This window comes from Hymenobacter norwichensis DSM 15439 (assembly GCF_000420705.1).
Taxonomy (GTDB): domain Bacteria; phylum Bacteroidota; class Bacteroidia; order Cytophagales; family Hymenobacteraceae; genus Hymenobacter; species Hymenobacter norwichensis.
Genome location: NZ_ATVL01000007.1, coordinates 274,120 through 295,242, shown reverse-complemented (window position 1 = coordinate 295,242; position 21,123 = coordinate 274,120). Strand labels below are relative to the sequence as shown.

General features: G+C 55.2%; 16 protein-coding genes and 1 pseudogene. 4 read left to right on the top strand and 13 right to left on the bottom strand.

Annotation, left to right across the window (positions count from 1 at the left end; all coding sequences use genetic code 11):
- Positions 1-363: 363 nt before the first annotated feature.
- On the bottom strand, positions 364-2,346 hold the full coding sequence (locus tag G536_RS26765; RefSeq protein WP_157530475.1) for a hypothetical protein: 1,983 nt from the start codon (positions 2,344-2,346) through the stop codon (positions 364-366).
- Positions 2,347-2,759: 413 nt separating this feature from the next.
- Between G536_RS26765 and fahA the strand changes: the two genes are divergently transcribed.
- On the top strand, positions 2,760-4,046 hold the full coding sequence (gene fahA / locus G536_RS0107395; protein ID WP_022822947.1) for a fumarylacetoacetase: 1,287 nt from the start codon (positions 2,760-2,762) through the stop codon (positions 4,044-4,046).
- A gap of 224 nt (positions 4,047-4,270) precedes the next feature.
- Here the strand turns inward: fahA and cobC are convergent, their stop codons facing one another.
- Genes cobC through cobT form a run of 3 tightly spaced genes read right to left on the bottom strand, consistent with a single transcriptional unit; the run spans position 4,271 to position 6,695 of the window.
- The gene (cobC, locus tag G536_RS0107390; protein WP_026879941.1) at positions 4,271-4,849 is read right to left on the bottom strand and encodes an alpha-ribazole phosphatase family protein; all 579 of its coding nucleotides are present in this window, start codon (positions 4,847-4,849) and stop codon (positions 4,271-4,273) included.
- Positions 4,834-5,628: an adenosylcobinamide-GDP ribazoletransferase gene (locus tag G536_RS0107385; RefSeq protein ID WP_342664755.1), complete on the bottom strand. Its 795-nt coding sequence runs from the start codon at positions 5,626-5,628 to the stop codon at positions 4,834-4,836. Before G536_RS0107385 ends, cobC begins: the two co-directional genes overlap by 16 nt.
- A complete protein-coding gene (gene cobT, locus G536_RS26760; RefSeq protein WP_051166913.1) occupies positions 5,625-6,695 on the bottom strand; it encodes a nicotinate-nucleotide--dimethylbenzimidazole phosphoribosyltransferase in 1,071 nt (356 codons plus the stop codon). The genes G536_RS0107385 and cobT overlap by 4 nt, the downstream gene beginning before the upstream one ends.
- 337 nt (positions 6,696-7,032) lie before the next feature.
- Here cobT and G536_RS0107375 point away from each other — a divergent pair, with 337 nt between their 5' ends.
- Both G536_RS0107375 and G536_RS0107370 read left to right on the top strand, forming a co-directional pair.
- Positions 7,033-8,187 (top strand): zinc-dependent alcohol dehydrogenase, encoded by a 1,155-nt coding sequence (locus G536_RS0107375; RefSeq protein ID WP_026879939.1) that lies wholly within the window; start codon positions 7,033-7,035, stop codon positions 8,185-8,187.
- A 13-nt stretch (positions 8,188-8,200) separates the two neighbouring features.
- The gene (locus G536_RS0107370; protein WP_022822943.1) at positions 8,201-8,734 is read left to right on the top strand and encodes a hypothetical protein; all 534 of its coding nucleotides are present in this window, start codon (positions 8,201-8,203) and stop codon (positions 8,732-8,734) included.
- A gap of 133 nt (positions 8,735-8,867) precedes the next feature.
- Here G536_RS0107370 and acs read toward each other — a convergent pair.
- The 7 genes and pseudogenes from acs to G536_RS0107335 all read right to left on the bottom strand — a co-directional run.
- Positions 8,868-10,802 (bottom strand): annotated as a pseudogene (acs, locus tag G536_RS0107365) (acetate--CoA ligase); the annotation flags it as partial.
- 108 nt (positions 10,803-10,910) lie between these two features.
- Positions 10,911-11,288, bottom strand: coding sequence for a response regulator transcription factor (locus G536_RS0107360; protein ID WP_022822941.1), 378 nt, complete (start codon positions 11,286-11,288; stop codon positions 10,911-10,913).
- A 123-nt stretch (positions 11,289-11,411) separates the two neighbouring features.
- Positions 11,412-14,171 (bottom strand): sensor histidine kinase, encoded by a 2,760-nt coding sequence (locus tag G536_RS0107355; RefSeq protein ID WP_022822940.1) that lies wholly within the window; start codon positions 14,169-14,171, stop codon positions 11,412-11,414.
- A gap of 126 nt (positions 14,172-14,297) precedes the next feature.
- On the bottom strand, positions 14,298-14,507 hold the full coding sequence (locus tag G536_RS26755) for a hypothetical protein (protein WP_022822939.1): 210 nt from the start codon (positions 14,505-14,507) through the stop codon (positions 14,298-14,300).
- A 242-nt stretch (positions 14,508-14,749) separates the two neighbouring features.
- Positions 14,750-16,273 (bottom strand): MFS transporter, encoded by a 1,524-nt coding sequence (locus tag G536_RS0107345; protein WP_022822938.1) that lies wholly within the window; start codon positions 16,271-16,273, stop codon positions 14,750-14,752.
- Positions 16,274-16,421: 148 nt separating this feature from the next.
- Entirely contained in the window at positions 16,422-17,969 is a 1,548-nt protein-coding gene (locus tag G536_RS0107340) for a hypothetical protein (protein ID WP_033369747.1), read from the bottom strand.
- A gap of 150 nt (positions 17,970-18,119) precedes the next feature.
- Positions 18,120-18,542: an IS1/IS1595 family N-terminal zinc-binding domain-containing protein gene (locus G536_RS0107335; RefSeq protein ID WP_022822936.1), complete on the bottom strand. Its 423-nt coding sequence runs from the start codon at positions 18,540-18,542 to the stop codon at positions 18,120-18,122.
- 105 nt (positions 18,543-18,647) lie between these two features.
- On the opposite strand from G536_RS0107335, the gene G536_RS0107330 reads away from it, so the two are divergent.
- Positions 18,648-19,268, top strand: a complete 621-nt coding sequence (locus G536_RS0107330) for a hypothetical protein (protein WP_022822935.1) — start codon at positions 18,648-18,650, stop codon at positions 19,266-19,268.
- A 4-nt stretch (positions 19,269-19,272) separates the two neighbouring features.
- On the opposite strand, the gene G536_RS0107325 is transcribed toward G536_RS0107330, so the two are convergent.
- Both G536_RS0107325 and G536_RS0107320 read right to left on the bottom strand, forming a co-directional pair.
- On the bottom strand, positions 19,273-20,055 hold the full coding sequence (locus G536_RS0107325; RefSeq protein ID WP_022822934.1) for a DUF2490 domain-containing protein: 783 nt from the start codon (positions 20,053-20,055) through the stop codon (positions 19,273-19,275).
- An 87-nt stretch (positions 20,056-20,142) separates the two neighbouring features.
- Positions 20,143-21,045 (bottom strand): M28 family peptidase, encoded by a 903-nt coding sequence (locus G536_RS0107320; protein WP_245575772.1) that lies wholly within the window; start codon positions 21,043-21,045, stop codon positions 20,143-20,145.
- Positions 21,046-21,123: the final 78 nt, after the last annotated feature.

The window sequence follows — 21,123 nt, the reverse complement described above, 5'->3', positions numbered from 1 at the left end:
GGCGCTTTGATTTTGGGAAAAGTGTTACCGGGCAGGGCTTAGCGAAGGCGGGGTATTGTTGTTGTGTCCGTCCGGGGCGATGCGCAATAAAGTTGTGATGATAAATTGGCGGTGGTATAAAGGGAGGTGACGCAGCAAATCTTTCAATCTAATGAATGGCCATCCTCTGATCCCCACTAGCAGCTTTTGATTCCGACTGTAAATCCCCAATCACATCCCATTATACCACCACCTAATAAATAATAATCAAAGTTTAGGACTAATGCCCAACAGAATTCCGTCCGCCGAAACCAATGGATATGCACTGCCGATGATTGTACTCCCGTCAAGCCCCAATTACACAAAACCTTTTGTTGGACGTTTTTACTTAAAATCATTATCTGTAAGAGGTTCATTTATTTTGATCTGAGTAGTGATTGTTTTTGTGAATGAATTATTATAAGTTAAACGAGCTGATGAATTATTGCGATACGTAGATGTCCTAGTAAAAGGAAATTTAATTCCATTTACTTCTTTATAGTCAAAATTGAAATTATACGAAACTGATGTTGTGTTATTACTCGAAATTGAAGTTGCAGTACCAAAATATAAGCCATTATCCATTTCAAAATAAAACTTAGTGGAAATAGTCATTCCATTTATTAGCTCTAAGGGTTTAATAATGGTGACATAATCTTTTTGCTCAACGGTTTCAATTGTACCAAGTGTCAAATCTTGTCTTGACTTCAGTTCAAGAATGCAGAACGGTTGAGATTTTTTATGAGATAAAACGGCCATTTCGTCCATGGGCATAATCCTGCCATCGTATTCTATATAGCCTTTTATACCATCAAATATTATTTTTGAAGATTTTCCTTCAAAAACTCCTACAGATGAATATTTCCCAAAAGTTATAATGGTCTTAGAACTGGATTTTTCATTTTCACAGTATTCAAATATGTTTTCAACAGCGCTTAGCTTTTCTTCTCCTCCCATTGCAGTAATACACTTATCAATAATCGATTGAACTGTTATATCATTGCCAATAATCTTGTCGGATTTCACAGGAGTGATTTCCGTAATTTTTTGTATATTCTCTCTAGTAGCATTTTCTTTTTCTGACTGTGCTGCTTTTTCGCGTAGTTCCTTGGCTTCTTTTTTTTGTGCATTACTTGGAGAAATTCCTTTTAATTCTAAGCCTTTTAAATTGCCTCCTAAGACAGCTAATCGTTCTCGTAATTTTTTCTCCCGATACCTGAAACTTATGCTATTATAGAAATCATCACTGGCTGGATGAATAAAAATTAGCATAAAATCATTGATGTTCGCCACGTCGTTATTCAAGGTGATAATTACATAATTGTCTTCATGTTCTGTCTTCCGAAGCGTATATCCCAAACCTTTAAAAATTTGGATTATATTTTGAGTGTAATTGGTTGGGTTTTCTGAATTTACAATATCTATTAATGCTTGCCCATCTTCTTTACTCAATGAATTCCTTAAAGCATTTTTTCTGTTTGCAAAATAAGATGCTAAATCAACTGTTGCTGTTGTTAGTTGATTTATTCCTTGTTGTAGTTGCTGTTGGCGTTTTTCCTCCTGCTGTTGTTTTAGTAATTGTTGTTGCCTTTGTACTTCTGCATTATGATTAGCAATTTCTTGATTTTGTTGTTGCATTCGTCTTTCAAGGTCTGCCTTGCTTCGATTGTATTCGGTAAGGTCGTTTTGCTGAGTTTGTTGAGCTGAGTTGTTAGATTGAGTTGTTAGATTATTTGAATTTGTGTTTTTTCGTGCAATAAGATTTTCCAAATCTCTTATTCCGTTGTTTACTATATTTAGTTTGAAATTTTCAGTATTTCTATTATTATTTAATGCAGTTTGAATATTATTTTGTATTTGTGTAGCTCTTTGCTGGTCTACTGTTCCTGCTTGATTTATCAATGAATTAAATTTTGCAATAGCTTCTTGTATACTTTGATATGCAGCACTGTTCCCCGTAATTGTATTGGCATTATTTTGCGTAGTTATATTTTGACTACTGCCATTGCTTTTTTTAATATTCATGTAATTGAGGGTGATATAATAGGACACCTTTGGATAAGTATCATTTGTATAAACTACATATGAATTTGAAACGTTGTAACTTGGCTTTAATTCAGTTAAAAACCCTAAAGCTTGACCTGGAAATGCTAGCCTTACATCACCAGAGGCATCGGTATAGGAAGTTCCTAATCCACATTTTCCAGCCGCAGGGAACATATTACGACCAGAAGAGAGAACTATATTACTACCCGCAATGCTTATATAGTCGTCACCACTATTTCTCATTGAAATCGTAACTTTATATTTTTTTGCAATTACCATCATTGCCTAAGTATTCGGTGCAATAATTAATATTAAGGTTACTGCTTGAATACATGCTTTTGCTATCGACACATACTACTTGTCCAAAAGAAATTGATACCCGTACTAAAAGTGCAAGAAGTACTAATAGCTTTTCCATTGTATGAAAGTTTGATTAGTGAGTTGAGTTCTTAAAAAATTGCCGCCAACATCTGTATTGCTGCTACTGAAGGTAGGCTGAGTAGCGGCAATCATACCAACGGTAGCATGCTTGCCGCCACTGCTATTCCCGAAACCTTAGCGGCAATTTGCTTAAAATTCAAATTATAATATATACTCATATTATAATTTAAACAAATTTTTATCCTAGAATTTGCTTATCCATCATTTAGCGGGCGGCTTTACCTTTGCCGCTTCTACCCACAACCACCCGAAACATGGCCAACCTGAACGACCCGGCGCTCCGCTCCTGGATTGATATTCCGCCCACCAGCGACTTTCCCATCCAGAACCTGCCGTTTGGGGTGTTCGAAACCGACGAGCGAGGCCCACATTTGGGCGTGGCTATCGGCGAGTACGTACTGGATTTATACGCCGTAGCGCAGTTTGGCTTCTTCTCCGACCTCGATTTGGGCCCGAAAATGCCCAAGGTATTCCGGCGCCGCTCGCTCAACCAGTTTATTGCCCTGGGCCGGCCAGCGTGGCGGGCCGTGCGCCAGCGCGTATCGGAGTTGCTGCGCCACGACAACCCGGCCCTGTCCAGTAGCCTGGAGGTGATGCGTGAGTGCCTAGTGCGGCAGAGCGAGGCCCGCATGCTGCGCCCCATTAAGCCTCAGAACTACACCGATTTCTACAGCAGCATCGAACACGCTACCAACGTGGGCATGATGTTCCGCGACCCGGCCAACGCGCTGCTGCCCAACTGGCGCCACATTCCCATAGGGTACCACGGCCGAGCCAGCAGCATTGTGGTATCGGGCACCAATATCCGGCGGCCTAACGGGCAGCGCAAGGCCCCCGATGCCACTGCACCTACCTTCGGGCCGTCGCAGCAGCTGGATTTCGAGCTGGAAATGGCGTTTGTGGTGGGCCGGGCTACCGAGCTTGGTACCACCGTGGCGCTGCCCGATGCCGAGGACCACATTTTCGGGCTGATGCTGTTCAACGACTGGAGCGCGCGCGACATCCAGAGCTGGGAATATGTGCCGCTGGGGCCGTTTTTGGGCAAGAGCTTCGGCAGCAGCGTGTCGCCTTGGGTGGTGACGCTGGATGCGCTGGAGCCGTTCCGGGTGGCCGGGCCGGTGCAGGAACCTGAGCCGCTGCCCTACCTGACCCAGTCGAACCCGCACAACTTCGACATCAAGCTGGAAGTGGCAATCCAACCCGAAGGCAGCGAGGAAACTGTGGTGTCGCGCTCCAACTTCGGGCTCATGTACTGGAGCATGGCACAGCAGCTCACCCACCAAAGCAGCAACGGCTGCAACCTGGAAGTCGGCGACGTGTACGCCTCGGGCACCATCAGCGGCGCCACCCCCGACTCGCTCGGCTCGATGCTGGAACTGGCCTGGAAAGGCACCCGACCCCGACCCCTGGCCGACGGCTCGGAGCGCAAATTCCTGCTCGACGGCGACACCGTAACCATGCGCGGCTACTGCGAGCGGGAAGGCATCCGCATCGGTTTCGGAGAGGTAACGGGCACGGTACTACCGGCCGCGAGCATCTAAAGAACGAGTGTACTTCTCACTTTAGTTTGCAAAGGAAAAGGCCTGTCTCACGAATGAGCCAGGCCTTTTTCTGTACTTCAAGAGGTCTGTCATCCTGAGCTTGCGAAGGACCTTGTCAGGTATGAACCCCCAGCTTGATAATGGCTTGTTCTAATGTAATAAGGTCCTTCGCAAGCTCAGGATGACAGACCTCTTGAAGTAATATACAGTTTCTATAAGCCGCGTCAGCCGTTGGTGTAGGCCACGTTGAACTGGCCGTGGCGGTAGCGTATTTTGGTGATGGAGCCGTAGTCGATATCGAGGCGAAAGGCGCGGGAAAGTGGCAGGCCCAGGCAGTGGCAGACGAGGCTGCGGATAACGGCTGAGTGGCTCACTATAACGATGGTGGCGTTGGGGTCGGCGGCGGCAAGGGCTTCGGTCAGGAACTCGGTGGCGCGGTCTTGCAGGGCCTGGAAGGTTTCGCCGCCGGGAGCAGACACCTGCACGAAGTCGGCCATCCAGGGGTCGAGTTCCGTAGCCGGCAGGTCGTTCCAGGGTTGCAGCTCCCAGCGCCCGAAGTCGTACTCCATGAGCCGGTCGTCGAAGACCAACTGCTCCGGCACCAGGGCTTCGGCCAGTTGGCGGCAGCGGCTAAGCGGACTCGCATAGGCTATTATTGGCCCGGCAGCCAGCACTGGCGTCAAGCGGGCACGCACAACGGCTTCGTCTTCGGGGTAGGTGGCGGCAACGGGCACATTAGAGCGGCCGTAGCAAATACCGGCGGCGGTGGCCACTCGGGTGTGGCGGACTAGATAAATCTCCATACAACGCAGAAAAACAGATAAACCACTACCTCTGCTACCTGTTGGGTTGCGCCCAAACAGTCGCCGGTATAACCGCCAATCCACTTCTGGAAGTAGTTACCCAAGTAAGTTTTGGTAAGGGCAAGCGGCAGCAGCACCAGCAGCAGCCAGGGGTTGCGAAGCCAAAAAGCGTAAGCCAGCAACGGCAGGACTCCGAAACTCAGGCCAATCAGCAATTCTGTTAGGCTGATCTTCTTGGCTACCGGCTTGGCTTTGCTGTCCTCGTTGGCGCGGGCGTACTCGTGGGTGTAGATGAACGTGAGGGCCGTGCCCCGGCTCAGAGCGTGTGCCACCACCAACAGCGGTACTACGGAATGCAAGGCCGGCATTGGGGTTGCGGCTACGCTATTCAGGGCCAGAAACTTCAACGCCAGAATCAGCCCGAGGCCGGCGGCCCCGTAGGTTCCCAGGCGACTGTCCTTCATGATTTCGAGGATGCGCAGTTGGGTCCAGCCGCCCCCAAACCCGTCACAGACGTCGGCGAAACCGTCTTCATGGAAGGCGCCAGTCATCAGGATGCTGACCACCATGCTCAGCAGCAGCGCAATATCAGGTGAGAAAAGATACAGCAGCAGCCAATAGGTAGCCGCGGCTACCCCGCCCACCAGCCAGCCAATCAGCGGGAAATAGATGGTGGATTTGTTGAGCAACTCCTCGGAGTGCCCCACCCAGCCCGGGCACGGCACGCGGGTGTAAAACATGAGGGCCGTGAAAAACAGCTCGATCTGGCGGCGCATCATTCGGCAGTTATAGTAGGCTCGATGGGTTCCGCCGCAGCCTGACTTACGCCGGCGCTTTCAAAGGAGGCCATGTCGTTGAGGAAGCCCACGGCTGCAACCAGCAGCGGGTAGGCCAGCGCGCAGCCGGTACCCTCCCCCAGCCGCAACCCCAAGCTCAGCAAGGGCCGCGCGTGCAGGTAGTGAAGCAGCTGCTGGTGCCCGCTTTCCTCGGACTGATGCCCGAACACGCAGTATTCCAGCACGGTTGGGTGCAGCGCCGCCGCTACTAACAGGGCCGCCGTAGCAATAAAACCATCGATGAGCAGCACCAAGCCCGCTTCGGCGGCGGCCAGCATGGCCCCGGTCATTTGGGCAATTTCGAAGCCGCCGAACGTGGCCAGCACGTCCAGCGGGGCAGTTACGTGGGCGTGGGTTTTAGTAGCAGCGGCTAGCACGATGGCTTTGTGGGCGAGTTGCGCATCATCTAGGCCCGTGCCGCGGCCCAGACAGTCGGTGAGGGGCAGGCCGGTGAGGCGGTGCATGAGCAGGGTGGCGGCCGACGTGTTGCCGATGCCCATTTCGCCGAAGCCGAGTACGTTGCAGCCAGTAGCTGCCACCTCCCGCGCCAGTTGGGCGCCTGCGGTTAGTGCCTGCTCGCACTGGATGCTTGTCATGGCGGGCTCACGGAGGAAGCTGCGGGTACCGGCGGCTATTTTCTGGTTGCGCACGGCCGGAAAATCGGCGAAGCTGCCTTTAACGCCGGCATCAATGATGTGCAGCGCAATGCCTTGCTGGCGGCAGAACACGTTGATGGCCGCCCCGCCACGCAAAAAATTCAGCACCATCTGGTAGGTGACTTCCTGGGGGTACTTGCTCACGCCCTCAGCGGCAATGCCATGGTCGGCAGCAAATATCAGCAGGTGCGGCTTGCGCAACGTTGGCGTTAGGGTTTGCTGTACCAGCGCCACTTGCCGGGCTAGCTGCTCCAACTGCCCGAGCGCACCCAGGGGCTTAGTCTTGGTGTCGATTTTGTACTGGATGGCGGCGGCCAGGGCCTGGTTGAGCGGCGGGATGTGGAAGTCGGGCATGAAGGCGGTAGTTGCTGCGAAGGTAGCGGCGCGCCGCACAACAACTAGCGCCAGCTACCAGGCCTAGTCTGGTTTGATAAGGGTTACGGGCACTCAACAGGCCAATAGCTTTTGGTGTCCTACCAGATAGGGATTTATACCTACTACCCCGTGTTAACCGCAGATAGGGCGCGTCAAACACGGATTTGCGGCTTCTACGGCAACGGTAAGCAAGCTGAAGTAGTACAACTTGAGTCGGAGTGAAAGCCAGCATTTTGGTTGCCAAGAGCAACCAGCCCGCTTGAGCAGTTCAACTATATCCGCCTAATCGTCCCATCCTACCTCAACCAAACACGCTATGTTAGCAATGGAGTATCGGGGCCCCCGCCGGGTCCGTGCCGTGCAGAAACCCATGCCGGAAATCAAGCATCCACAGGATGCCATTGTGAAGGTGCTGCGCGCCTGCATCTGTGGTTCCGACCTACACCTCTATAATGGTAACGTGCCCGACACCCGCGTCGGCTCCACTTTCGGCCACGAATTTGTGGGCGAAGTCGTGGAAATAGGTAATGACGTCACCAAAGTAAAAGTAGGTGACCGGGTGATTGTGCCCTTCAATATTGCCTGTGGCGAGTGTCACTTCTGCCGTCAAGGTATGTTTGGCAACTGCCACGAGTCCAACACGGAAGCCACGGCTGTAGGTGCCATTTTCGGCTATTCGCACACCGCTGGCGGCTTTGATGGCGGCCAGGCCGAATACGCCCGCGTCCCTTACGCCAACGTAGGTCCTACCATCATTCCGGAAGGCATGGACCTCGACGACGCGGTACTGCTTACCGACGTGGTACCGACCGGCTACCAGGCAGCCGAAATGGCGGGTATTCAGAAAGATGATACCGTTGTAGTATTCGGAGCCGGTCCCATTGGCATCATGGCTGCTCGGTGCGCCTGGCTGTTTGGAGCAGGCCGCGTAATCATCATCGACCAGGAGGATTACCGCTTGGAATTTGCGCGCAACTACTCGTATTGCGAAGCTTACAACTTCCGCGAAATCGGTGACCCTGTGCTGTTTATCAAGAAGATTACCGACTGGTTAGGAGCTGACTGCGTGATTGACGCCGTGGGCGCTGAAGCGCAAGGCAATGCGCTGCAAACCATTACGGGCCGCAAGCTGCTGTTGCAGGCGGGATCAGCTACGGCACTGCATTGGGCTATTAACGCCGCGAAAAAGGGCGGTGTAATATCCGTAGTAGGCGTGTATGGCCCGACCGACAACCTGGTGCCGGTTGGCAACCTGATGAACAAAGGCTTAACGATGCGCGGCAACCAAACGTCGGTGAAGCGTCTGCTGCCGCGGCTGATTGAGCACGTACAGAATGGTACGCTCAACCCGAAAGGCCTCATCACGCACCGCTTGCCGCTAGAAGAAGTGGCCGACGGCTACCGCATGTTCTCCGGCAAAATGGATAACTGCATCAAAACCGTGCTGCTCCCCCCTACCGTTTCTCTCTAACGCCTCCTGCTCCATGGAAAACTCGAAAGTAAATACTCCCATCGACCCACGGCAGATCAAAGGCTGGGGTGTGGATGCCGACCCCGAAAACGACCCGACGTACCCCATGCGCAACCGCATGAACGCTACTCAGGATCCTATCCCCAAAAACCGTCCTGACAACCTTCAACCCGTAGATACGGAAGTACTGCGCTCAGTTGAGCGGCCGAACATATCGGCGGTGTATGGTACCCCGGAACCTCCAAAGGGCCTGAGCGGCATGATCCGGCGCTTTGCTTTCCGGTACACTGAAAACGAATACTTGCACTGGCTCCCACTAATCCTGGCTGACCGAGTGAACATGGTGGAAGGCTTGGTGGAAGATTTGGCCAAAGGCAAAGTCCCGAATATCTGGGCTGAGAAAGGCTACGATATGGACTGGAAATACAAGCGCGGCAGCTTGATCCTGAAGCTTTCCGTTTTGACTGCCATAACCGCTGGCGCTACTATCTGGCTGAGCTCAGGCTCCAAGAAGAGCAAGACTTACAAGCCAAAGTACAAGAACTAAGCTAGCTTCATCTAAACCTCAATGCTTCGACCAACTTAGCATGACGGTTTATTTTGCAGTTGATAGTATCACAAATCAACAAAAACGCCCACCCTATTGCAGGGCGGGCGTTTTTGTTAACTAAAAAACTCTACTACTTCTTGCCGCTGATGATTTCATTCACAATCTGCGGGTCGAGGAGCGTGGTCGTGTCGCCGAGGTTGGCGGTGTCGCCTTCCGCCACTTTACGCAGGATGCGGCGCATGATTTTGCCGGAGCGGGTTTTCGGCAGCCCCGATACCAACTGAATCTTGTCGGGCTTGGCAATGCGGCCGATTTCTGCCACAATGGTTTCGATGATGCTTTCTTCGATGCGCTTACGCTCGAAATCCCCTTCGGGCACGCCCTCTTTGAGAATTACGTAGGCATAAATGCCTTGCCCTTTCACGTCGTGCGGGTAGCCGACCACAGCGCTTTCCACTACGTAGTCGTTTTCGTTGATGGCGTTTTCGATTTCAGCCGTGCCGAAGCGGTGGCCGCTCACGTTTATCACGTCATCCACGCGGCCCATAATGCGGTAGAGGCCCTGCTCGTCGCGGCGGGCACCGTCACCGGTGAAGTAGTAGCCGGGGTACGGCGCGAAGTAGGTTTGGCGGGCGCGCTCATGGTCGCCGTAGGTGGTGCGGATAATGCCGGGCCAGCTTTGCTTGATGGCCAAGTAGCCTTCCTGGCCGTTGCCTTCCGCTTCGGAGCCGTCCTGGTTGAGCAGCACGGGTAGCACACCTGGCATGGGCAATCCGGCCCGCGCCGGTACGCTAGGCGTGATACCCGCCATTGCCGAAATCATAACGCCTGCTGTTTCAGTCTGCCACCAGGTATCTACAATGGGGCAGCGGCGCTTCCCGATGTGGTCGTTGTACCAGTGCCAGGCTTCCTCGTTAATCGGTTCGCCTACCGAGCCCAGCACCCGCAACGAATCCAGGGAGTACGCCCATACGTGGTCGAGCGGTGAGGCCATGAGGCTGCGGATGGCCGTGGGTGCCGTGTAGAATATGCTCACTGAGTGCTTGTCAATCACCTCCCAGAAACGGCCCGGCGATGGGAACGTGGGCACGCCTTCAAACATGAGGGTAGTAGCCCCGGCCAACAGCGGCCCGTACAGCAAGTAGGTGTGGCCCGTTACCCAACCGATGTCGGCGGTGCACCAGTACACGTCGTTTTCTTCGATTTGGAACACGTTGCGGAACGTGTAGTCGGTCCAGACCATGTAACCGGCCGTGCTGTGCACCACGCCTTTGGGCTTGCCCGTGCTGCCCGAGGTGTAGAGGATGAACAGCGGATCTTCGGCCTCCATTTCTTCGGCGGGGCAGGTTTTCTCCACGTCTGCCGCCTCTTCATGGTACCACACGTCGCGGCCTTCCTTCATGTTCACGGGCCAGCCCAGGTGCTCGGTTACGATTACGCGGCGCACCGATGGGCAGCTTTCCAAGGCCTCATCCACCACGCGCTTCACCGGAATCTGCTTAGCGCCGCGGTTCAGGCCGTCGGCGGTGAGCACCACGGAAGCCTGGGCATCGTTCACCCGGTCGGCAATGGCGTTGGCGGAGAAGCCGGCAAAAATAACGGAGTGTACCGCTCCAATTCGGGCGCAGGCCAGCACCGCAATGGCCAGCTGCGGAATCATGGGCATGTAGAGGCACACCCGGTCGCCTTTTTCCACGCCGTTGTTGTGCAGCACGTTAGCAAATTTGCATACCTCCTGGTGCAGTTCCCGGTAGGTCAGGCGGACGTGGCGGGTTTTGGGGTCGTTGGGCTCCCAGATGATGGCCAGCTTGTTGCCGCGGTTGGCCAGGTGGCGGTCCAGGCAGTTTTCGGTGATGTTGAGGCGGGCGCCCCCGAACCACTCGTTTGTACCGGCGGCCATGTCGGAGTTGACCACCCTATCCCACTTGCGGCGCCACGTAAACGGCTCAGCCACCTCGGCCCAGAATTGCTCGGGGTTTTCAAGGCTGCGGCGGTAGGCGTCGTGGTACTCTTCCAGCGTGCGGATACGGGCGTGTTTCGTGGGTGCGTCGGGCATTTTGTACGTGGTGAAATGGTGAGTAGTAAGTTGATGAGTGTCGTATTCAGGGGGTGAAGCACCCGCTACAGCCGGCGCCGCTTGAGGCCCGGTATCAAGGAGAAAACCCGAAGGAAATTAGCTGACGGATGGTTTTACGAGCAGTTCCTGCACTTTGGCCATGAGTTGGCGGGTGCTGAACGGCTTGGGAATATAGAGGTCGGCGCCGGCTTCGTAACCTTTCTGAATATCGGCCTCCTTGGTTTTGGCTGACAGAAACACGATGCGCGTACCGGCCCTATCGGGACGGGCCCGAATGTACCGGCATACTTGGTAGCCGTCAACGTCGGGCATCATAATATCAAGCAGCACCACATCCACCGGCGCACGGTCTACGGCTTCGATGGCCTCGGTGCCGTTGCGGGCAATGCTCACCGCGTAGCCGTTTTTGCGCATCAGGAATTCGAGCGACATCACGATATTAGGCTCATCATCAACGATTAGTATGTGTGCCATTTTTCAATTAGTAATTAAGAAGTAGAAATTAATAATTGATTCGACGCCGTTCTGATTGAGTGATTAAGGAGGCTTTGAAGGGCTGGGACATGCCATTATTCATTACTAATTATCAATTACTAATTAACCAACGGGTAGCTCCACCGAGAACCGGGCGCCTTGGTAGGGCTCACTTTCCACCCAGATGCGGCCGGCGTGCAGTTCCACTATTTTCTTGGTGATGGCCAAACCCAGACCCGAGCCTTCGGGCTTGCGCATGGTTTGGTTTTTGGCTTGGAAAAACTTGTCGAAAATGAGCGTGTGGAACGCCGCTTCGATGCCCTTGCCGTTGTCCTGCACCACAAGGCGCAACGTGGCCGGGGCACCAGCGGCGGGTTCGGGCAGTTCAGCGGCTACTCGAATCTGGCCGCTCCCATCGGCCCTACACGACTTGATGGCGTTGCTGAGCAGGTTCACTAGCACTTGCATCAGTCGGTCCCGGTCGGCGGAGAGCTGGGGCAAACCAGGCGGCACGGCCACATCCAGCTGAATCTGCTTGTCACGCAGCAACTGCCCCACCGATTCGATGGCGTCGTTGACAATTTCCACCGGGTCGAGGGGGCTCCGGTCGAGGGTAGCCTTGCCCGATTCGTACTTCTCCAGGTCCAGCACCAGCGTAATTAGCCGGCCCAACCGCTCGGACTCCTTGGTGATGGTGAGCAGGAACCGGTGCCGCTCCTCTTCGTCGAGGTCGGGATTATCGGTCAGGATTTCCGACAGCGCCCGGATGCTGGTCAGCGGGGTACGCAGTTCGTGGGTTACAGTGGCCAGAAATTCGTCTTTGTCGTGGTCGAGAACTTGGAGCTGGTCGTAGGCCACGCGTAACTCGTCGGTGAGGCGCTGGAGCTGCCGCTGCTGCTTTTGGAGCTGGCGGTTCACTTCCAGCAACTGCTGGCTTTCGCGCAGAATGCCCACCACGTTGTCGAAGCTGATGTCCTCCACCCCCACCGACGACGCCAGCAGCAACCGCGCCGACGCCGGTCCAATGCTACCGGCCAGCAGCTTCTCGGAATAGGCCAGCAGGCGCGGGTCGGCTTGGGGCGGGGTTACGTCGTCGGCGGGGTGCGCATCAGGAAACCGCTCAGAAAATGCCTTAAGGGCCTGTGCTGCCCGCTTTTTACCGAGGAAGCCAGTGAGTAGTTCGCGCACGTCGGGCAGCGGTGCGGCGCCTTGCCAGCCAGCCGGCCCCTCGAACACATTGCGGTAGTGAAACACGCCTACGAAGCTGTCGGCCTGCCGCTGTTCCAGCGCCGACGGGCCGCGCAATAGGGAGATGCCCACGTAGAAGCCGATGTTGAAAAACCAGCTCCAAAACAGGCCGTGCGACAGATAGTCCAGCCCTTCGAGCCCAAACAGCGCAAACGGCCGCAACCCGTGCAGTCCAAACAATCCATCAGACAGCAGCGTGATATCCAGCATACCCGGCCCCACCATAGTAGGCACCACCAGCGTGAAAAACCACACCACAAACCCCGCCAGAATACCCGCCGTGGCTCCCTGCCGGTTCCCGCCGCGCCAGTACAAGCCGCCCAGCACCACCGGCACAAATTGCGCCACCGCCGCAAACGACACCAGCCCGATATTCACCAGCGGCAGCAGATGCCCCACCGCCGTGTAGTAGCCGTAAGCTAGCAGCAGCACCAACACCACGGCCAGCCGGCGGCTATTCAGGGCCACTTGCCCTAGATAAGCAAACCAGCGCGGTCCTTCGGCGCGGGCTGTAGGAATACGCACCAGCAGCGGCATCAGCAGATGATTGCTCATCATTACGCTCAGGGCAATGGTTTCCACGATAATCATGGACGAAGCCGCCGACAGCCCCCCGATGTAGATAAACAACGCCAGCCACGGGTGCCCGGCCTGCAAGGGCAAGGCTAGCACAAACGTATCGGCATCGAAGCTAGCCCCAGTGAGCAGCCGGCCGCCGAAAGCCAGCGGCAGCACAAATAGGTTGATGATGATGAGATACAGTGGAAACAGCCACATGGCTTTGCGCAGGTGGTCTTCGTTCACGTTTTCCACCACCGACACCTGAAACTGCCGCGGCAGCAGCAGAATAGCGGCCATACTCAATATCAGCAACGTAAACCACTGTCCGCTGCTGGTGCCCGCGCCGTCCAGTGTAAACAGCCGGCTTAGGTCGGGCACGGCCGCGGCTTGGGTGAAGATGTCCTCGATGCCATCAAACAACCCGTAGGCCACGAACAGGCCGGCAGCCAGAAAGGCTACTAGCTTCACCAGGCTTTCCAAGGCCACAGCCAGCACCATGCCTTCGTGCCGCTCGGTGGCCTCAATGGAGCGTACTCCGAAGATGATGGTGAAAAACGCCAACGCCACGGTGGTGTACAGAGCCGTACTGGCCGCCGCACCTTCTAGCGGCAGTTCCAGGGCCGTGGTACCGCGGGTCATGATGTCGAAGGAGGCCGCAATAGCCTTGATTTGCAGTGAGATATACGGCACTACCCCCAGCACGCACACCACCGTAGCCAGAGCCCCCAGCGCAGCGCTTTTGCCATAACGGGCCGAAATGAAGTCGGCAATGGAGGTGAGGCGCTGCAATCGGCACACCCGAATCAGCTTGCGCAATACCAGCCACGCGGCCGGGGCCATCAGCGTGGGCCCCAGGTATATACCCACGAACTCCAGCCCGAAATGCGCCGCCCGCCCCACAGAACCGTAGTACGTCCAGGCGGTGCAGTACACGGCCATGCTCAGGGCGTACACGTACGGGTTGTTCACTAGGCTGCTCCGGCCCGAGTTTGCCCTGCGCTCCGCCGCGTACGCCACCCAAAAGAGCAGCGCCAGATAGCCGAACGAAAAGCAAACAACCAGCAGCTTGGACATGAAATGTGAAATTGTGAGGTGGTGAAATTGTGAGATAGTGAGTTTAACGTTTTAGCCGCGCAGTCTGCGCAAATGGGGCCAACGGAACGTAAAACTCACCATTTCACAATCTCACAATTTCACCAATCAGCTACTCTTCTGAACCAGCCGGGTGGTGAGTAGCACCAGGGCCACCCAAGTGAGCAGCACGTAGAGGTAGAGCACCGGGATACCCCCTACCCGGCCGTTGTGGTTGAAAACGGCTAGCAGCGGGAAATTCAGCAGTACTCCGAACAGCAGGGTCACAAACAAGAGCCGCTGCCCGCGGCGTTGCTCGGCCTGTTCCTGTGGCGACATGGGTAGCATGAGGTGGGGATTTTAAGGGTGGGAATTGGTTGTTGTAGGCTTGTCATTCCGACCCAGCACGAATCTGAGTGGAATCGTTAAATTATGGATAACTCAGATTCCTCCTGCGTCGGAATGACAACTGGGTTACCAACAGAAAAGTCCGCTGAGCCGGGGCCCAACGGACTTTTCTTGGTTGATGCAACTAGAAAAGTTGGCGGACGGCAAGCCTTTCCTTCGGTGCCAGCAACCGGTTAATGGGTGTCGCCGGAACCGTCTTCCAGCAGGCGCACGTTGCGCACGTCTTTCACGTAGATCATGCCGATAACGAAGCAGACAAAGGCGACAACTATCGGGTAAACCAGGCCAATAAGGCTGCTGTGCTCCTTCGAGAATGTACCTTCCGGCTGCGCAGCGGCCCATACCCCAATAGAGGTGGCTACCAGCGGCACGAAGCCCCCGAAAATGCCGTTGCCGATGTGGTATGGCACTGAGAGAGACGTGTAGCGCACTTTGGTTGGGAACAGTTCCACCAAGTAAGCTGCAATGGGGCCGTACACCATCGTCACGAATAACACTAGGCAGAACGTGAGGGCAATCATGGCGGGCAAGTTGGGTGTCAGGGCCTTCATAACGGCCGGTACGGCTTTGCCAGCGGCATCAATGGTGGCGGGGGTTATTTCGGTGAGCGGACCGGCAAACGCCTTGATGCCATAGAAAAGCGGCGCAGTGAACAAAGCCCCGCAAATCATGCCGGTCATGATGATGCGCTTGCGGCCAATCCGGTCCGAAAGCGAGCCGAAGTACACGAACAGCGGCGTAGCCAGTAGCATGGAAACCACCATAATCACGCTGGAATCAACGATGTCAAGCTTGAGCGTGGCGTTCATAAAGGTGAACACCTGAAACTGGCTGGTGTAGAAGATAACGCCCTGGCCCATGGTCACGCCGAACAGCGCAATCAGTACCAAGCGGCGGTTCACGGGGTTCACGAACGAGTCGCGCAGGGGGCTTTTGCTGGTGGTGCCTGTGGCTTTGGCCTTAGCAAACAGCGGCGACTCGTGCAGCTTGCGCCGGATGTAGTAGGAAGCAATAACCAAAAGGCCCGACAGCAAGAACGGAATGCGCCAGCCCCACTCTTTGAAGGCATCTTCGCCGAGGGCTTTGCGGGTAATCAGAATCACCGAAATGCTGAGGATGAGGCCGCCGGTGGCGGTAATCTGGATGAAGCTGGTGAAGTAGCCGCGCTTTTTATCGGGGGCATATTCGGCTACGTAAGTGGCTGCACCGCCGTATTCGCCGCCCAGGGCTAGGCCTTGCAACAGCCGTAGCACCACCACAATAAGCGGTGCGGCAATGCCAATGGAATCATAGCTCGGAATCAGGCCCGTCACGAACGTAGCGCCGCCCATAATCAGCAGCGTTACGAGAAACGTGTACTTGCGCCCAATCATGTCGCCGATGCGGCCGAAGAATACGGCCCCAAACGGGCGTACCACGAAACCAGCCCCGAAAATGGCCAGCGCACCCAACAGCGACTTGGTCAAATCCCCTTGTTGCCCGAACAGCACCGGCCCAATGATGGCCGCCAACGAACCGAAGATGTAGAAGTCATACCACTCGATAACGGTACCCACCGACGAGGCGGTGATTACCTGCCATATGGTGCTGGACGAAACGGCGTTGTTGTCGTGCTCCAGCGAGGCATCGGTAGCGCCAGCTAGAGGAGCCGCCCCGGAGTAGGCCCCGGAGTCACGGTTGGGGAGGTTTTGGTTCATGATAAGGAAGGGAGTTTTTGAAGGTGAGACGAGTTGGTGAAATAGCGAAGTGGTGAAATAGTGAGTTTGACGTTTTGCTGGCATCATTTGCGCAAGTGGTGCGGTTCAAGCGCCAAACTCATCATCTCACTAGTTCACATCTCACTTCTTAGAGGAATACCTGCGTTTGCAAGGTGATTTCGGGACGGTACTTCACGTCGTTGGGGACGGTGAAATCGGGGCGGGCACGGTAGTTGAGCGTTACTTTGGCATTGTGGCCATCGAGCAGCACGTTCACGCCGGCATCGTACACGTTCACGCCGGCCCGTTCGCCGTTGTCTTTGCGCAAGCCCTCATAGCTGCTGTGCAGGTAGGCGATGTAAGGTTGCAGCCGGGCTTTGGGGCCGAGGGTGTTCTGGGGTAGCAGAAACCCGGCATTCAGGTATTGGGAATTGCCCGTTCCCGACTGTGGTACGGCGTTGCCGCGAGTAGCCAGGGTGCCGTAGCCGGGGTTTTCGGCCCCTACGTAGCGCACGTAGTTCGGCCCGAAATTGTAGTTGTAGTACACGCCGTACACGGTCAGAGCTGTGCGCGAGGCCGTATCAATTGGCATGTCGAGGAACACATCGGCCCCGAACAGCTTGATATCGTGCTTCCGGGTTGGCACAGCGGTGTACAAATCGGAGCCGGGCGTTAGGCTGCTCAAGGGTACGCTGCTACTGGTCGGCCGCGAGTACATACCATCCTTGTTGTACATGAAGCCAGTTCCGAGACTCAGCACTTTCTTGGTTCCTAGATAAGTACCCTGGTAGTAAGGCAACAGGTTGGCTTCCGGCTCCCAGAGATTATAGCTGAAATACCCCTGATACACATGGCTGGTGTTCTGCGGGTTATACTGCGCCGTGTTAGTACCGACGTTGGTGGTAATAAGGGGTGGGTCCAGCGTAGTCCGGTTCACACCCAGGCCCAGCGGGTTGCCGGTTTGCACGCCGCCCACCACGTAATTGGCGTTGGTAGGCAGGTTGGTCAGGTACGGGTCGCTCATCGATACGCGGTAGTCGAACTTTCCGACGCGGCCCTTGGCAAACACGCCCAGCCACCGTGCAAACTGATCGAGGGCATCGATGGTGGGGAAGTTGGTGAGCGGGAAGTCCATGGCCAGCATGCTGGTAGTACTGGCGCTGCTCAGGCGCGAGATGCCATTGTAGTAATGCAGCCCCCCCCCTAGGTTGAGGTATTTGTTAACTTTGTACTCCGTTACGGCCTCATGAATGAACAGCTGCGGCTTCTTGCCGTCGGTAGCCGCATTCAGACCCCCACTTAAATTGTTCTGGTTGTTGATACCCAGGTGCGTGTAGATCAGGAAGCGCGGGTTGAGCTGCGCCAGAATCACCATCCGAGAGCGGCGAATACCGAAATCCACCTGGCTTTCCTTGGGCTTATTGGGCGCCCGCAGGGTGCCCGTGTTGTTTTCGTTGTAGCGGGTGTATATCTGCGACCAAAGCAGAAACCGCAGGTATTTAGAGCCGTCGGGCGAGATATTGACTTTCATGCCCGGCCCATACGGCACTGGCTTGGTGGGGGCCGGCGTGGCGGGCGGCGGGGCCGGAGCGGCAGGCGGCGGGGCCTGGCCAGCTGGCGGCGTAACTACCTGAGCCGAAGCGCCGGTAGCTGCTACCAATGCGCTCAGCGCAAGTGCGTAACGAGTGTTTCGCATGGGGATGGGGAAGTGATGCGTGGGAATTGGTAAATGCCCGAAGAAAAAGACAGCGCTATTACAGCCACCCTCCCCTTTCAGGCCAACCAAATAGCAAAACCTTCCTATAGAACCAGCACGCTGGCTATATTTTCGCTAAGTGCTATAGGCTTACGCCTGCCGGAACCGCTCCCACCGAATCATCATGTACTTATCTCCGAGCTCAGTTACCACCAAACCGGCATCTTTCAGGTTCTCAGGGTGCTGAAAATATTCGGCTAATTCCTTCTGATTGAGAATTTTATAGGTTGGGTGATACTCAGTCTGGCGAGGTGCCTTCATACCGTATTTCTTCACCCAGTTCATTACGCTCACGTGACTCACCCCTAGCAGCCGTTCAATCTCCCGGTAGCTCAATCCCTCCACATACAGCTGCAATGCCTTGATAACATAGTAGGAGTTAATTTCTTTACCCACCTTCGCTACCGAGAAGTGGTAGCCGCAGTTTCTGCACTTATAGCGCTGCCGCCCGCCTACAATGCCACTTTTAGTAGCCTCCTTTGATTCGCACTTCGGGCAAACAACCTGTTCCATACACCAGTGAGTAAACACTTACTTACAAACTATACCAAGTTAGTAAAGATATAGTATTTTAGCAAAAACAACATCGTATTTAATTATACACCTGACATCAGCTATATGAAACCTCGCCGCCGTAGCACTCACTACCGAACCGACAAGCGCAAAATTCGCGGCGGCAAGCGACATCTGAAACGGTTGCAGCGGGAAAGCCATTTGGCACCACTACTGCCCATTGCTACTCTTCAGAAAAACCACTATTACTACGAGAAGCTAGGGCTACATCTATGGCATTGGCACCACCGGCAGCCGCCACAACAAGTCCAACAGTTAGCCGTTCAGCATCTACTTACCACCTTTCTGGCGTGGCAACCGTCCCTCACGTCCTTACCAGAGCCTTACTATGCCGCCATCTGGCTGGTGGGGCCAGAGTTTGCGCACAGCTCACAAGTAGCAGTAAGCACTGGGAAACACTTGAATAACTACCAAGAAAGGTTTGGTGACTCCGACCCCACTGGCCCGGCCCTGCCTTTAGAATACCGGCAGTTGCCCGGCATTAATCAATTAGCGTGGCATACCTACCCTTGGGAAATTTTTGTGGATGCCTATGACTATCCGGACGGCTGGCCGGCTTGGACGCTACAGCGGCCAAACTACCTTTGGCAGTCTGAGGACGGCAGCCAATACTTGGTTGTGCAGACAGGTTGGGTATGGGTAGGACAGTTGAAAAAATCGTACTAGCTGATTAGTGGGCAGCGTCAGTGAAGTCCAGGTCATAGAGGATATTGAGCCGGACGCCGTTGTTAATTTCGAACACCGGGCGGCCGGAAACCGGGTCGGGGTCGGCGTGCTGGGTTACTTGGTTGAGGTAGTTCAGCTCGACCTTCGCGTGGTCAGTGAATCGGTAGCCTAGGCCGCCTGAAATTCGGTTTTGGTTGAACACGTTGTTGCCCACGTTGCGCCCGAAACCGATGAAGAGTTCGTCGAAAGCATTCAGGTACCACTCGCCGTTGTCGATGGTAGGGCCTTGCAGCGGAAAGCTGCCGCTGAGCTGGTACCGGATGCGGTGCTGATAATCCCAGTCTTGGACGGAACCAGCGCCTTCGTCGGACCGCGTACCGAGCCAGCGCTGCTCCAGCCGTAGACGTTGCGCGAGTTGCAGGCGGCCTAGCTCGTCGCTTAAGGTCACATCTTCATAGAGCCGGTGCTCCGGCTGGGGTCGGCCCATCACAGTGGGGTAGCGCCCGTACTCGTGGGTTTGAAAGTAGGTATAGCCACCGCTTACCGTTACGCGGTTGGTGAGCTGATGCCCCACTCCTAGCCGGGCCAAGTGCTGTTGCTGCGTCCCTAACAGCTGCACGCGCCGTAGTTGGTATTCGGTGTGCAAAAACCACTTCTCGCTCACTTGCAAGTCGCCGGAATACACCACCCATCCTAGCGTGTTGTGGTCGAGCAGGCGGGGAAGCGCTTGCCCGAAACCCGCCTTACTCAGCGCTAGTACTCCTACTACAACCAATAATCTTTTCATGGACCTTGCCAACGGCACCAGAAAAAGTTGGTGAGCGTGCGGCTCCCCTTACGTTACTTGGGGCGCACAGTTCAGGGATAGGCAGGTTTAGAGGTGCAGCACCGTGGCCAGCACGGCATCTACGGCCAAACCCAGGCGGTGCATGTCCAGCCGGTTGAGGGTGTCGGTGGGCTGGTGATAGTGCTGGTTGCGGTAGAAGGCGGTATCGGTGAGTAGCACCGCCGAAAACCCGAACTGCCAGTAATTGAGGTGGTCGGAGAAGTCGATGCCAGGCAGCCAGGCCGGCGCCTTAAACCGCTTTACGGGTAAGGCGGCGGTGGCCTTGTATTGCCGCGCAAACTGCCGCCCGAAGCGACCATTCCCGAATTTCTGCGCCACCGTTACGTAGTTGCCCCGGCTCCCGAAGATGAATTTCAACGGGCCAAACGGGTAGCGTTGGCTGTGCTTTCGGTCATCGTAGTAGCCCAGCATTTCCAGCGCCACCATACCGCGCACCGGCACGCCAGCCGTGTGCAAGGCCTGCGCATGCACATAGCTACCCATCTGTTGGGTCCGGAAGAATGGCGGCTCTTCCAGCGTGTAGGCCACCAAATCAATACGGTACGGCAGGCTAGGTTGCTGCCCGAGCAGTCGGGCCAGTTCCAGCAGCGCCGCCACGCCCGTTCCGTTGTCGTCGGCGCCGGGCTGCTCGCCGCACACATCATAGTGCGCCCCAATAATAAGGCGCGGACCGGTTTCGGGGCCGAAGCTGCCAATCAGGTTGCGGTAGGTTTGGCCCTGCACTGCGTAGGGCTGGTCGGTGCTGCGGGCGCCGGCTGCTTGCAATTCACGCCGAATGTAGTCGGCGGCTTGCGCTAGGCTAGCGGGGTGCTGGTAGTTGCGGGGTTGCGGCGTACCAATAAGGGCCAGCAAATGCTGGCGCAACCGGCTGGAGTCGGCCGTATTTGGTTTTTCAACACGCTGAGCATACGCCGGCTGAACGAGCAGCACAAGCAACAGAACGCAACTGAAACGGCAAAACATAGCAGGAGCTTGAACAGAGAGTTGGCAATATATAAGCAAGCTAAA